Below are 13,236 nucleotides of genomic sequence, written 5' to 3' on the forward strand. Positions count from 1 at the left end.
AGCCCTATCCTGGCCTTCGGAACCGGGAGGAAGGACGACGAATGACCTGGCTCTGGGTGGTACTCATCCTGTTCTGGACCGGTGGCTTCGCCTGGGCGGTCGACAACGGCCGCACCGCGCTGCGCCACCGCCACGAGCGCAAGCTGGAAATCCTTGAGGCGGCCAAGCAGGAGCGGCTGGCCCTCGAAGCCTCCCACCGCACCCCGGAGCCGATCTGCGGGTGCACCCACCATCTGGCCAAGCACGACAAGCAGGGCCTCTGCCACGAGCGGGTCGAGGTCCCCTCGGCCTGGGACGAGAACAAGAAGCCCGTCCGCTACGAGGCGGGCCAGTGCAACTGTCAGCGGTACGTGGGCCCGCAGCCCCTCTCGCAGATCTACGCGGAGGATCTGACGGACCGCGCCTGACCGCGCGCCGTGGTCTCCCCCTCGGCGAGCACGACGACGGCGTCATCGGGGCCGAGGGTCAGTGGGGCGGTCCTCGGCGGATTGAGGTGGATGCCGTAGCCGGGCGGCTCCTCGCCGTGCCGGGCGAGCCGGTAGCCGATGGCCGTCTCGCCCGCGCGGCGGGCCGCTTCGACGACGGTGGCGAAGGTGGCTTCGACGCCGGGGACGATGTAGTGGGGTGCGGGCTTGAGGTAGATCTCCGAGCCCTCCGGGTCGAAGAGGTCGGCGAACACGTCGTACAGGTCGTGGTTCTCCGTGAGCTGGGTGAGCAGCAGGCTGATCACCTTGGTGCTGACGATGAAGTCGTCGGCCTTGGTGACCTGGGCGACCTCGCGGTTGGCGTCGTCGTTCATCTCGGTGACGATCGAATAGGGGTCGCCCAGGCGTTCCTCGATGTCCCTCAGATGGAGCAGGGTCACAAGGGTCCGGTCGTCGGCCGGACCGGGGGCGACGGTCTCGTCCGAGAGGACGACGATGTGCTGGTAGCCGCCCAGGCCGAGGCCTTCGAGGGAGGACCGCCGCGTCGGCTCGCAGTGCTTGAAGCCCACGGTGAGATGGGAGACCGGCTGGTCCAGGGCGGTGTCCGGCCGCCGGGGCGCCGCGATGTCGAGGGTCGAGCCGGGCTGGACGAAGCTGTCGAGCAGGGCGACGAGTTTGGCCGTGCGGGAGTTCTCGCCGATGAGCAGGGTGTGGTCGCGCCGGGGCGGCCGGGCGGGCGCCGAGGTGATGGCCGCCTCGACGATCCGGGGCCGGGCCTTGGCCGGTCGTATCAACAGATCGTCCTCGGCGATCACGAGCAACTGGTCGCCGGGGCCGATGACCGTGTCCATGGCCGGGTTGACCTGGATCCGGCCGTCGCTTCGGCGCAGTCCGGCCGTCGCGCCGACCTCGAAGGCGTGGAGCGCCTCTCCGTAGGTGGTGCCGACGAGGGAGGTCTCCTCGCGGAAGTAGAACTCGTTGCCGACGAAGCTCAGCAGTTCGTCGAAGACGCCGGAGAGACCGGTCTGCCGGTGGGCCTGGGCCATGAGGCGTACGGCGATGTCCTCGGCGTCGATCACCAGGGCGCCCTCCCCGGCGGCGAGGCGGGCGGCGGCGAGGTTGTCCGAGTCGTGCACGGCGGCCACGACATGGGGCCGGGGGCCCTGCCAGGTGCGGCTGTTCAGGAGCAGCAGGACCTTGATGACGTCCACGTCCTTGTCGTCGCCGACCGGCGGCAGGACCATGACCGACTTCGCGGTGTCCGGGCTGACGAGTTCCAGATCGGCGCGGACCAGCGGGCTGCCGGATCGGCAGATCACCCGGGTGCGGCCCATGTCGGGGATCCTGGCCCGGATCGCGTCCTCCATGGTGACCTTGTCGCGGTCGGCGAGGACGACCACGCAGGAGCGGCGTTCGCTCTGGTTGGCCTCGACGAGTTCCGCGATCACCGTGAAGACCTGGTCGGACCAGCCGAGCACGATGGTGTGGCCGCGCTCCACCAGTCGCGAGCGGCCCTTGCGCAGTTCCTGGATCTTCTGGTTGAGGCCGGTGGTCAGGACACCGATGAGGGCGCTGACGATGAAGATGCCGCCGATGGTGACCGTCAGCATCAGGGCGAGGAACACCGGTCCTCCGGTGTCCCCTCCCATGGTGCCCGGGTCGAGGGTGCGCAGCAGGCTCATCCAGGCCACGCCCGACCAGCCGCCGTTCTCCTCGGCGTCGCTGTCCGTGAGGAGGGAGACCAGGGTCGAGACCGCCACTATGAGCAGGATCGAGGCCAGCGCCAGCCAGCTGATCAGGGCTGGGGTCCCCCGGTCCATCGTGCCGTCGAACCAGTACCTGAACCGCGCCCTCAGCCTGTTCCCCCGCACCGAAAGACTCCCCCGTCCCCGTACTTCCCCGTGTGACCGCGCCTGTCCGTCAGCCGCGGGCCTTGAACCGTTCGAGCGCCGTGATGCCCACCACGGCGAGGCCGATCTGGATCAGCCATTCGATCCAGTCGATGCCCTTGGTGTCGGCCACGCCCAGCGCCGAGGCGACGGCGGTGCCGATGACGGCGGCGACGATGCCGACCGCGATCGTCCACAGCACACCGATCCGCTGCCGTCCGGGCATGACCAGCCGTCCCAGCGACCCGATGACGATGCCGATCACGACCGCACTGATGATGCCGGAGATCTCCATCCCGTTTCCTCTCTTTCCCGAACCGGCCCTTGGATACGCCGACTTGTCCCGATGAATCCCTTCGGTACGGAATCGGCCGAGCCGTCGACTCTTCTACACCACTGTAGAACACGGAGGCGCGAGCGATCGTTCCCCGCGAGCGGAGCCGGATGCAAGCGGCCGAACAGCCCGGTCAGGGCAGGAAGTCGACAGCGGCCAGGATGTCGGCCGGTTCCGCGCGGGCGGTGCAGTCCGTTTCGATGAACGCTCAATGGACGGCGCCGTCAAGGCCGATGACGTACGCAGCGGGCAGCGGAAGGGTGGGCGCGGGCGGGCGGGCAGGCGGGCAGGCGGGCAGGCGGGCAGGCGGGCAGGCGGCGCCACCGAGACCACACGACCACGGGGCGCTTCCGCATCCCCGACTCCCCTTCCCACCAAGCCCTTTAGAGCCCCTTAGGTTCTGTCGTCAAATGTCACGCCCACATCAGGAGTGAGGCGAGTGCGACGGCGGCTTCGTAGGACTCGGCGGTCTTGTCGTACCGGGTGGCAATGCCGCGCCACTGCTTCAGTCTGTTGAAGCAGCGTTCGACGACGTTGCGGTGTTTGTAGGTCTCGCGGTCGAAGGCCGGCGGGCGGCCTCCGTGGCTGCCTCGCCGGGCCCGGTTGCGGGCCTGGTCGGCCCGTTCGGGAATCGTGTGGGCGATGCTCCGCCGGCGGAGCCAGGCGCGGATCGCCTTCGAGCTGTAGCCCTTGTCGCCCAGGACGTGATCGGGCCGGACGCGGGGCCGTCCCGGTCCGATCCGGGGCACCCTGATCGCTTCCATCACGGCGGTGAACCGGGTGCAGTCGTTGGTGTTGCCGCCCGTGACAACGAAGCCGAGCGGACGGCCCCGCCCGTCGCAGGCCAGATGGATCTTGCTGGTCAGCCCGCCTCTGGACCGGCCGAGGGCCGGGTCGCGGAGCCCCCTTTTCTGGCTCCGGCCGCGTGCTGGTGGGCACGGACGACCGTGGAGTCGACCGACACCAGCCACTCAATGTCGCCTGCCGCGTCCGCCTTCGCCTGAGCGGCCCGCAGCATCCGGTCGAACGTGCCGTCCGCAGCCCACCTGCGGAAACGGGTGTGGAGCGTGGCCCACGGACCATAACGCTCGGGCACGTCCCGCCAGGCCGTCCCAGTCCGGAACTTCCAAACGATTCCATTCAGGACCCGGCGGTCATCCAGCCGCTTGCGTCCCCGCGACGACTCGGGCAACAGCGGCCGGACGAACTCCCACTCGGCATCAGACAGTTCATGACGACGTATCACGACCCCATGATCCACCAACCGTGATCATTTTGAAGACACCCCCTAGGACCCCTTAGCCGGGCGATAGCGGCACGACAGCGGGGCTTCCTAGCCTGGTACGCATGAACCCGAAGAAGATCATGGCGCTCGCGGTCACCGCCGCCGCCTGTCTGGGCCTCGCCACACAGCCGGCCCAGGCCGCGGACTACTGCTCTCGTGGTGGTGGCCTGTACATCTGCGAGTACGGATTCACCTCGACGACCCTGCCGGACGGTTCCAAGCAGGAGTTCATCATCGGCACCGACCACGCGGTGTGGTCCCGCTGGACGCTCGGCGGGAAGTGGACCAACTGGTCCTCCATGGGCGGCTACGCCACCAGCCCCGCGTACGTCTACGACTACGACACCAGCGACCCCTGGTCCTTCAACGTGAACGTCTACGGCAGCGACAACGGCCTGTGGACCAACCACCGTTACAGCGGCGGCACATGGACCGGCTGGTTCCCCAGCAAGTACCCGGACTGAGACTCCGGTCCGGCCTTCTAGTGGTCGGAGAACGACGGGCGCGGGCCGTGCTCGGCCGCGTCCGTCTCACCGGCCACGGGAGCGGCTCGCGGCCGGCCTCCCAGCGCGAGCACCACGACCGCGACGAGTGTCATGGCGCCGGACAGCAGGACGAATCCTGCCGAGAAGGTCGCGACGTGGGCGGCGAGGCCGAGGAGCAGGGACCCGATTCCGGTTCCGGAGTCGTAGCCGATGTTCCAGGCGACGGAGGTGGTGTGCCGGTTCTCGGCTCCGGCGCGGTCGAAGGACTGGACGAAGGTGAGGCTCTGGAGCCCTCCGTACCCCGCCCCCAGAAGCACGAGACCGGCCAGGAGCAGGACGAGAAGGGGCCGGTCGGAACGGACGGCCAGGGCGACGAGCGCGAGCCCGGTGGCGGCGGTGACCAGAAGGGCGCAGGTCAGCGGGCGGAGCGGGAGGCGGTCCGCCAGGACGCCGGCGCCCCAGCGGGCGCCCGCACCGGTGGCGGTGAAGAGGAACAGCGCGAGCGCGGCAAGGGCCGGCCGGTCGAGGAGCTGAGGGGCGAAGGTCAGGACGGCGCCTCCGGCGGCCGTGACCAGGAGCAGGGTGAGCAGGGGCAGCAGGATGCGGCGGAGCACGGTGGTTGCGGGGGCGGCTCCCTCGACCGCGTGTTCCGTCGCGGAGGCGGTGGTACGGGCGTCGACCGCCCGGCCGAGACCTCGGGCGAACGGCAGGCCGAGAACGGGCAGTACACCGCAGGCGAGGATCGCGGGGAGGGCGAGGGCCGAGGCCAGGGCGGGGGCGGCCGGGGTCAGTACCACTTGGGGCAGGGTGAGGGCGAGACCGTACAGGCCGACGGCCGCTCCCCGGCGTCCGGGCGGGGCGAGGGTCGCGGCGGCGGTGGACCCGCAGACGGTGATGATGCCGAAGCCGAGCCCGCGCAGGGCGGTGGTGAGCAGAATCGTCCAGAGGCTGTCGTCGAGGGCCTGCACCGGCGCGGGAAGGCCGAGCAGCAAGGCGCCCAGGGCGAGGGTGCGGGCCCATCCGAGCCTGTCCAGGGCCGTCTTGACGAGGAGCTGGGCCAGCACGGTGGCGGCCATCAAGGTGGCGGTGACGAGTCCGGCGCCGAACTCGTCGGCGCCTCCGTGGACGGCCCACTGCGGGGAGAGCGGCAGCAGGAGCGCGAAGCCCGAGAGGCAGCAGAGGACCAGCAGGAGCAGATGCGGCATGCCGGGGGCGGATATGACGGGTGTATTCGTACGAGTCATCGACAGGCGTGCTTTCTGCGCCACCGCTTGGGCCGACGGGAATCAGGGCGGTACGGACTGACGGGTGGCCAGGGGGCGCGGCCGGAGGGCGTGGGCCTCGGCCGGGGGGCGCGGGAGCGCGAGCCATCGCCTCTGCCCCCGACCCTACGGCCCCATCCGCCGCTCTCCCCCCCTTGTTCACACCCCTGACATCACCGCCGTCGGGCCCGCTACGGGGGCCGCGTCCCGTACGGGCGGTCCCGGAGAGGACGGGCGGTCCCGGGGGAGGACGGGCGGTCCCGGGGGAGGACGGGCGGTCCCGGGGGAGGACGGGCGTGGCCCGTACGCCCTGCCCCGCACCCGCGCGTACCCGTGGAATACCGCCTCCCCACCGGGGCTCGTCCCGGGCGGAGAGGCGGCCTTCCCGTTTACGCGGGGTGTCCCGCCGGGCACCGCGCGATCAGGCCGCGCCGGCCGCCATCGGCACCCTCGACCGGTCCGATCCGGCCTCCGGCGAGGGCGCGGGTCCCCCGGACGGGGTTCCGGCGCGGGGCTCGGGGCGTTGCACCGCCCAGCCGTCCTCCGTGAGGCGCCGTGCCATGCGGACGGCGACGGAGTCGTCCACGACCAGTTCCACCAGTCCGCTGCGCTCGGCCGGGGAGTGGTCGATGGACACCTCCTCGACATTGACGTCCAGGTCCGCCACCCCGGCCAGGAGCCGGGCCAGTTCGCCCGTCTGGTCCCCGATGAGCACATGCACCGCGGTGAGGCGGGACGGTTTCTGTCCGTGCTTGCCGGGCAGGCGCCCATGGCCCTTCCTGCCCCGGCCGAGCAGGTCGGCGACGCGTACGGTCCCTTCCGCGCGCGCCGCGGCGTCCCCGCCCGCCACCGCCCGCAGCGCCGCCACGGTCGTGACGAGGTCGGCGGCGAGCGCCTCCAGGACGTCCGCGACGGGCGTGGCGTTGGCGTCCAGGATGTCGCTCCACAGCCGGGGGTCGCTTCCCGCGATCCGGGTGACGTCCCGCAGCCCCTGACCGGCGAGGCGTGAGGCGTCGTCGGGGATGCGCTCCAGGCGCGCCGCCATCAGGGAGGCGACGAGGTGCGGGGTGTGCGAGACGAGGGCGACCGCCCGGTCGTGCGCCTCGCTCTCCATGACCACCGGCACCGCCTCGCAGAGGGCCACCATCTCCAGGGCCCGGTTCAAGGTGTCCGTCGAGGTCTCGGGGGTGGGCGTGAGCACCCAGGAGCGGCCTTCGAAGAGGGTGGCCGACGCGGCGAGCGGCCCGGACCGCTCGCGCCCGGCCATGGGGTGGCCGCCGATGTGGCAGGAGGGGTCGGCGAGCCGGTGCACGTCCCGCTGGGGGCCGGTCTTGACGCTGGCCACGTCGGTGTAGCTGCGGGCCAGCCCGCGCGCCTGCTGCTCGGCGAGCACGTCCCCGACCCTCCCGGGCGGCACCGCCAGGACGGCGATGTCCACCGGTCCTGCGGGCGGGTCGACGGTTCCCGCGCCGAGCGCGGCCGCCGTACGGGCCGCCGACTCATCCGCGTCGAACAGATGGACGCGGATGCCCCTGCGGGTCAGGGCGAGCGCCACCGAGGTGCCGATCAGGCCGGTGCCCACGACCGCCGCCGTACGGATCACCGGAAGTCCCCCGTCGGTCCGGTGCCCGTCCCGAGCGGGGCGGCCGACAGCGAGAGGTCCCGGTCGACGGTCCGTTCCTGGTACAACTCGGCTGCCTGGAAGGCCAGATCGAGCGACTGGTAGCGGTTGAGGCGCGGGTCGCAGGCGGACTCGTAACGGTGTCCGAGGTCGTCGAAGCGGACCTCGGTTCCGCCGCCGACGCATTCGGTGACGTCCTCGCCGGCCAGCTCGATGTGAATGCCGCCGGGGTGGGTGCCGAGGCCTCGGTGGACCTCGAAGAAGCCCCGGACCTCGTCCAGTACGTCGTCGAAGCGGCGGGTCTTGTGGCCGCTGGGCGCGGTGAAGGTGTTGCCGTGCATGGGGTCGCAGATCCAGGCGACCCGGGCGCCGGAGGCCGTCACCTTCTCCACGAGTCCGGGAAGGACGTCCCGGACCTTCTCCGAGCCCATCCGGGTGATGAAGGACAGCCGGCCCGGCTCCCGGTCGGGATCGAGGCGGTCGATCAGTGCCAGGGCCTCGTCGGCGGCGACGGTGGGCCCGAGCTTCACCGCGATCGGGTTGCGGACCTTGGAGGCGAACTCGATGTGCGCTCCGTCCAGTTGGCGGGTGCGTTCGCCGATCCACAGCAGGTGGCCGGAGACGTCGTACCACTGACCGGTACGGGAGTCGCGCCGGGTGAGGGCCGCCTCGTAGTCGAGGATCAGCGCCTCGTGGCTGGAGTAGAACTCGGTGGAGCCGAACTCGCCCGGCTGCGCCCCGCAGGCCTTGAGGAAGGCGAGCGCCCGGTCGATCTCCCCGGCCAGCCGTTCGTACCGCTCGCCGATCGGGGATCCGGCCACGAAGTCCTGGTTCCAGTGGTGCACTTGGCGGAGGTCGGCGTAGCCGCCGGTGGTGAAGGCGCGGACGATGTTCAGGGTGGCGGCGGAGGCGTGGTACATGCGCCGGAGCCGCTCGGGGTCGGGGGTGCGGCTCTCCGGGGTGAACGCCAGGCCGTTGACGGCGTCGCCCCGGTAGACCGGGAGTTCCACGCCGTCGCGCCGCTCGGTGGGCCGGGAGCGCGGCTTGGAGTACTGCCCGGCGATGCGGCCGACCTTGATCACCGGTACGGAGGTGGCATAGGTGAGCACGGCCGCCATCTGGAGCAGGGTCTTGACCTTGTCCCGGACCTGGTCGGCAGAGACGGCGTCGAAGGTCTCGGCGCAGTCGCCGCCCTGGAGGAGGAACGCCTCACCGCGTGCCACGGCGGCCAGCCGGTCCCTCAGTCGGTCGCATTCACCGGCGAAGACGAGGGGCGGCGAGGCGGCGAGATCGCCGATCACGGCGTCGAGGGCCTGTTGGTCGGGCCAGGTCGGCTGCTGCTCGGCGGGCAGGCTCCGCCAGCTCTGCGACGGGTCGTCCTGCGATGCGTTCATGGGGGACGTTCCTCCATCCTTCTCAGGGGGTACGGCGAGGGGGCGGCGGGCCGCTCACTCGCCCGGCAGGCGGGTGGTTCACTCGTCGAGCAGGTCGGGCTCCTCGCGGACGATCTCGTCCCAGAGCAGCTGGAAGCTGAACCAGCCGAGCTGGGCGTCACCGAAGCCCTCGCCCGCCGCCACGGCCTGTTCGTGGGTGAACGGCTTGGGAGTGCCGGCCCCGAGCGCGAGCAGCTGGACCTGGGCGCAGCTGTCGTAGGTGAAGAACCAGTGGACGGCCTCGTCGAGGGAGCCGCCGACCGTGATCAGCCCGTGGTGGCGGAGGAGGATGGCCCGGTTGTCGCCGAGCCGCTCGGCGATGTCGCGGCCCTGCTCCAGGGAGACGGACGGGCCTTCGTAGGCCTCGTACAGGGTCTGGCGGCCGTAGAAGGCGGCCGACTCCTGGTCGATGGGGTCGAGGAGGCGGCCGAGGGAGCCGAGGGCGCGGGAGTGGGCGGTGTGTCCGTGCGCGGCGGCGGTCGCGCCGGGGTGGAGTTCGTGGATCTGGGAGTGGATGACGAAGGCGCTGGGGTTGACGCGGTGCTTTCCCCGCACCACGCGGCCCTGGGCGTCCACGCAGATCAGGTCGGAGACCTTGACGTGCTTGAAGGAGACGCCGAAGGGGTTGACCCAGAACTGGTCGGGGTACTCCGGGTCGCGCACCGAGATGTGACCGGAGATGCCCTCGCCGAATCCGTACTTGCCGAACAGGCGCAGGGCCGCGGCCAGTCGCTGCTTGCGGTGCCGTCGCGTCTCCTCCGGGGTGTCGAAGACGGGCTCCCCGGGGATCGGCAGACCGGTCGCGGTGTCGGCGAGGAACTCCGCGCGGGGCTCGGTGGTGTGCTCGGTCGTCGTGGTCATGCTGGCTTCCTCTCTCGTTACGGCCGTGGGCGGGCGGTGCGGGGAAATTGCCGGTGGGCGGAGCGGTACTGGCCGTACAGGCGGTACGACCCGTGCGGGTGGTGCGGGTGGTGCGGGTAGTGCGGGTGGCAGGCGGGCCGGGCGGGGCCGCTCGGGACCCCGGCGGGATCGCCGGACAGGACCTAGGCGGGCGGGACCTAGGCGGGCAGCAGTACGTCCTCGGCGCGGGTCGCGTGGGTGTCGTCGGCGTGCTGGAGGATGGCGGCGACGATGTCCTCCGCGCGGTCCACCAGGGAGGGGACGCCGAAGGTGAAGAAGAGCGAGCCGGCGCCGATGGTGCCGAGTCCGTAGAGCCTGGGGTCCTGGCTGCCCTCGGTGAGGAGTCTGCTGGTCGCTCGGGCGAGGTGCAGCCCGCCGAGCGGGTGACGGCTCGCCGCGCCCGCCCTCGTCAGGGTGGTCACCAGGGGCAGGGCATCGGGGGTGATACGGCCCTTGGAGGCGTTGACCGCGTTGACGACCTTGTCGGCGCCGAGAGGCGCGGCGCCCTCGACGATCAGCTCGAAGCCGCCGATGGAGCGTTCCGCGACCTTCCGCAGGCCGGAGTGCATGCGCAACTGGCCCGAGTCGAGGAGCCGCAGCAGCGTCGCCGCGCTGGCGGGCGGCATGGGGCAGCACAGGCTCATGACGGTGCGGTAGTGGGCGCGGAGCAGTTCCGCCCGGTCTTCCTCCCGCAGCAGCGGCCAGACGTCGGGGCCGATGTCGGGGACGGCGTGCTGGAGCACCCGTAGTCCCGGGTCGGGCGAGTCCACGGCCGCGAACTGACGCCGCAGCCGGTCCGCCGGGGCCTCCTTGTCGAGGTGGGTGATCTCCGCGAGGACCGCGTCGAGGTCGGCCCCGGCGTCGCGCAGTTCGGTCCAGACCATCTGCGCGAACTCGCCGAGGGTCAGCTCACGGCCGCTCCGGGCCAGGGCCCGCATCCGCTCCTTGGTGAGGTGGCGGGGTTCGAAGGCGATCGGGCGCTGCCGGACGCCGGGGAGCACGCCCCGCCGGGAGAGCAGGCTGATGCGCCCCTGATGTCCCTGGGCCGCGAGGGCGAGGATGATGTCGACGGCGGTGAGGCCGCTGCCGATGACCGCCACGTCCTCCTGGGTGCCGATCTCCCGGAGGCTGTGGGACATCGGGTAGGGGTCCGCGATGAACCCGGGGGCGCCGAAGAGGCCGTAGGCGTCCATGGGGCTGTCGCCGCCCACGCAGAGGACGACGTAGTCGAAGGCTCCGGCGCTGCCGTTGGCCGTCTCCAGATGGACCTGGTCGGCGGTGCGCCGGGCCGAGGTGACCGCCGCGCCGACCAGGTCGACCCGCCAGCCGTTTCTGCGCAGCCCCCCGAGGGCCGCGTAGGCGGACTGCTCCAGGTACTCGCCGTAGACGGTGCGCGGCGGAAATCGCGTACCGGAGTACGGGTCGGCGCTGTCGAAGTCGTCGACGACGCGCTCCCGTGTCTCCAGCCAGCGCCCGAAATGGCCCGGGTCGCCCACGCGCACGGACATGTCCTCCGGCGGCGCATTCACCTTGATGGTCTCGATGTCGACCTGATAGGCCCGGCCGCGCCAGAGATTCGGCGACGGCTCGAACACCGTGATGCTGCCCGCCGGGCTCTGCGCCTGGGCCAGTGCGTCGACGAGGCAGACGGCGGACGCGCCCCCTCCGACCACAGCGATCGATATTCCAGACATGTGTCAGCCACCTATCGATGCAGGGAGGACATGGAGATCCTCGTCCATAGCTCTTCCGGTCCGCTCATATCGCGCTCTGGTCGACGCCGTGGAACTTCCCGTGCAGGAACACGAGCGACGACCCGGAGTTGCGTACGCCCGCGCCGACGACCTCGCCGAGGATCAGCAGATGGTCACCGGCCACCAGATGGGCGTGATAGCGGCATTCCATCCAGGCTGCCGAGTCGAGGATCAGCGCCCCTGTCTGACCACCGGGCTCCGCGGGCAGGCTGCGCAGGGCCTTCACGCGCTCCTCTGCGGGGCGGGCGAAGATCCTCGCGAGGTCCTCGCCGCCGCCGTCGAGAATGGAAAGGGCCCAGACCCGGGAGGACATGAGGTCGTCCACGAAGGCGGAATCGCGGCGGATGCTCAGCGACACCAGCGGCGGGTCCAGCGAGACCGACGTCAGCGAGTTGATCGTGAGGGCGTTGTGCCGTCGCGCGGATTCCGCGTCGGAGAACGTGCTCACCACACAGACGCCGGTGGCGAAATTGCGCATGACGGAACGCAGGTCGTCTTTCACGGCCACCGCTGGACGATTGGCCGATGACAGCTCACCCATGAAAGTTCCTTCCGGTTCTGAAAATAGCGAAACCCGGCTCTCCGCCGAAGACGTTACAGATCAGCCGGGTGGCGTCTTTGCAGAGGCGCGCACGGAAACTAGTCCGTCCACGACCGTGACGGGGGCATAAGCCCGCTGTCGTTCAATTTCTTGAAGCAATAGCGCCGTTGGACATACATTTCTTCGGCAAGGGGAAATCCAGAGTGGAATCCCGAGGGATTCCACGCCGTGAGGAGAAGCCATGCAGAGGACAACCGTGACCGACGGTTCGGGGACCGTCGGCGTCGCGCCGGCCGACCGGGAGGGGCGGGGCGGCGCCCGTTTCGCCGTACGGGCGAAGTGGCCCGACGACGCCGGGGACTTCGCTCTCGTGGGTGGCGGGCGCGATCCCGTGCTCATGGTGGAGTCCCTGCGCCGGAGCGCCGCACTGCTGTGCCGTACCGAGCTCGCCGTACCGCCCGGTCACTCCCTTGTCATCGAGCGGTTGCGCTACCAGGTGCGGCCTGAGTTCCTCGAAGCGCCGGACGGGGGCGCCGGATTGCGCATGGAGACGGTCTGCTCCGGTGTGGAGCGCGATGACGGCCGGGCGACCGCCTTGACCTGCGGGATACGGGTCCGGTCCGGCGACCGTACGGTCGCCGCGGGCGAGGGCCGGCTGGGCGTGGTCGCCCTCCGGCCGCTTCCCGTCGCGGGCCCGCCGTTCGCGTCGGCGGTGCCGGTCGGATCCCACCTCGTCGGACGGACCGGCACCGCACGGGTGGTACTCGCCCCCACGCCCCTCTCCGGGTGCTGGCAGCTGCGCGCCGGGGACACCGCCCTGTTCGGCCCGGAGACGGGCCACTACCCGGACATGGCCTTGGTGGAGGTCGCGCACCAGGCGGCCAGGGCCCTGCTCGCGCCGGTCCCCTTCCATCCGGTGTCGTTCACCGTCGACGTACACCGGCGCGCGGAGTTCGACCCGCCCTGCCGGATCGAGGCCCACACCGTCCCCACTCCGGTGCCCGGCGGTGTCGCGGTGCGGGTCACCGGGGTCCAGGGCGGGCGGCCCGTGTTCACCGCCGTGCTCACCAGCGCGGGACGCTGACGGGGCCGGTCGCGCGGGCACGCCGAAGACCGGCGTCCCCCTCCCTCCCGTTCGAGGGGAGGGACGGGGAGCCGGCCGGGCGTTCGGGGAGCGGTTACGTGGAGGGTGTTGCTGTCTTGCGTCGGGTTGAGGCGCGGAGTGCGGCGGTGAGGGTGAGGGCCAGGGTGGCGATGGAGATGGCGGTTACCACGTAGAGGCCGGAGTGGTAGCCGGTGAGTGTCGA

Annotated in this window: 12 protein-coding genes; 3 read left to right on the forward strand and 9 right to left on the reverse strand. The window is 71.2% G+C overall.

Annotation, left to right across the window (positions count from 1 at the left end; translation table 11 throughout):
• The first annotated feature begins 41 nt into the window (after window positions 1-41).
• Window positions 42-407, forward strand: coding sequence for a hypothetical protein (locus tag BU197_RS26610; protein WP_188270847.1), 366 nt, complete (start codon window positions 42-44; stop codon window positions 405-407).
• Here the strand turns inward: BU197_RS26610 and BU197_RS26615 are convergent.
• From BU197_RS26615 to BU197_RS26625, 3 genes are all read right to left on the reverse strand, one after another.
• Entirely contained in the window at window positions 377-2,296 is a 1,920-nt protein-coding gene (locus BU197_RS26615) for a CASTOR/POLLUX-related putative ion channel (RefSeq protein WP_317452137.1), read from the reverse strand. The genes BU197_RS26610 and BU197_RS26615 overlap by 31 nt on opposite strands.
• A 49-nt stretch (window positions 2,297-2,345) precedes the next feature.
• Window positions 2,346-2,609 carry a GlsB/YeaQ/YmgE family stress response membrane protein gene (locus BU197_RS26620; RefSeq protein ID WP_188270848.1) on the reverse strand — a complete coding sequence of 88 codons (264 nt, stop codon included), beginning with the start codon at window positions 2,607-2,609 and terminating at the stop codon, window positions 2,346-2,348.
• A gap of 452 nt (window positions 2,610-3,061) precedes the next feature.
• Window positions 3,062-3,891, reverse strand: a protein-coding gene (locus tag BU197_RS26625; RefSeq protein WP_411158539.1) for an IS5 family transposase whose coding sequence is annotated in 2 segments (ribosomal slippage) — window positions 3,062-3,552 and window positions 3,552-3,891 — 831 coding nt in all. Because the reading frame shifts where the segments join, the coding sequence is not laid out codon by codon here.
• Window positions 3,892-3,995: 104 nt separating this feature from the next.
• Here BU197_RS26625 and BU197_RS26630 point away from each other — a divergent pair.
• Window positions 3,996-4,397 (forward strand): hypothetical protein, encoded by a 402-nt coding sequence (locus BU197_RS26630; RefSeq protein ID WP_188270849.1) that lies wholly within the window; start codon window positions 3,996-3,998, stop codon window positions 4,395-4,397.
• Between the two features lie 17 nt (window positions 4,398-4,414).
• Here the strand turns inward: BU197_RS26630 and BU197_RS26635 are convergent, their stop codons facing one another.
• The 6 genes from BU197_RS26635 to BU197_RS26660 form a co-directional block, all read right to left on the reverse strand.
• Window positions 4,415-5,623 (reverse strand): MFS transporter, encoded by a 1,209-nt coding sequence (locus BU197_RS26635; protein ID WP_223183042.1) that lies wholly within the window; start codon window positions 5,621-5,623, stop codon window positions 4,415-4,417.
• Between the two features lie 478 nt (window positions 5,624-6,101).
• Entirely contained in the window at window positions 6,102-7,280 is a 1,179-nt protein-coding gene (locus BU197_RS26640; protein ID WP_188270860.1) for a prephenate dehydrogenase, read from the reverse strand.
• Entirely contained in the window at window positions 7,280-8,695 is a 1,416-nt protein-coding gene (locus tag BU197_RS26645) for a class II 3-deoxy-7-phosphoheptulonate synthase (protein ID WP_188270851.1), read from the reverse strand. The genes BU197_RS26640 and BU197_RS26645 overlap by 1 nt, the downstream gene beginning before the upstream one ends.
• Window positions 8,696-8,773: 78 nt before the next feature.
• Entirely contained in the window at window positions 8,774-9,595 is an 822-nt protein-coding gene (locus BU197_RS26650; RefSeq protein ID WP_188270852.1) for a class II aldolase/adducin family protein, read from the reverse strand.
• Window positions 9,596-9,792: 197 nt separating this feature from the next.
• The gene (locus tag BU197_RS26655) at window positions 9,793-11,328 is read right to left on the reverse strand and encodes an FAD/NAD(P)-binding protein (RefSeq protein WP_188270853.1); all 1,536 of its coding nucleotides are present in this window, start codon (window positions 11,326-11,328) and stop codon (window positions 9,793-9,795) included.
• Between the two features lie 64 nt (window positions 11,329-11,392).
• Complete coding sequence (locus tag BU197_RS26660; protein WP_223183043.1) at window positions 11,393-11,929, reverse strand: flavin reductase family protein; 537 nt, start codon at window positions 11,927-11,929, stop codon at window positions 11,393-11,395.
• Window positions 11,930-12,170: 241 nt separating this feature from the next.
• Between BU197_RS26660 and BU197_RS26665 the strand changes: the two genes are divergently transcribed.
• Complete coding sequence (locus BU197_RS26665; RefSeq protein WP_188270854.1) at window positions 12,171-13,013, forward strand: AfsA-related hotdog domain-containing protein; 843 nt, start codon at window positions 12,171-12,173, stop codon at window positions 13,011-13,013.
• The last annotated feature ends 223 nt before the right edge of the window (window positions 13,014-13,236 follow it).

Source organism: Streptomyces sp. CBMA291 (assembly GCF_014596525.1).
In the GTDB taxonomy this organism is placed as follows: Bacteria; Actinomycetota; Actinomycetes; order Streptomycetales; family Streptomycetaceae; genus Streptomyces.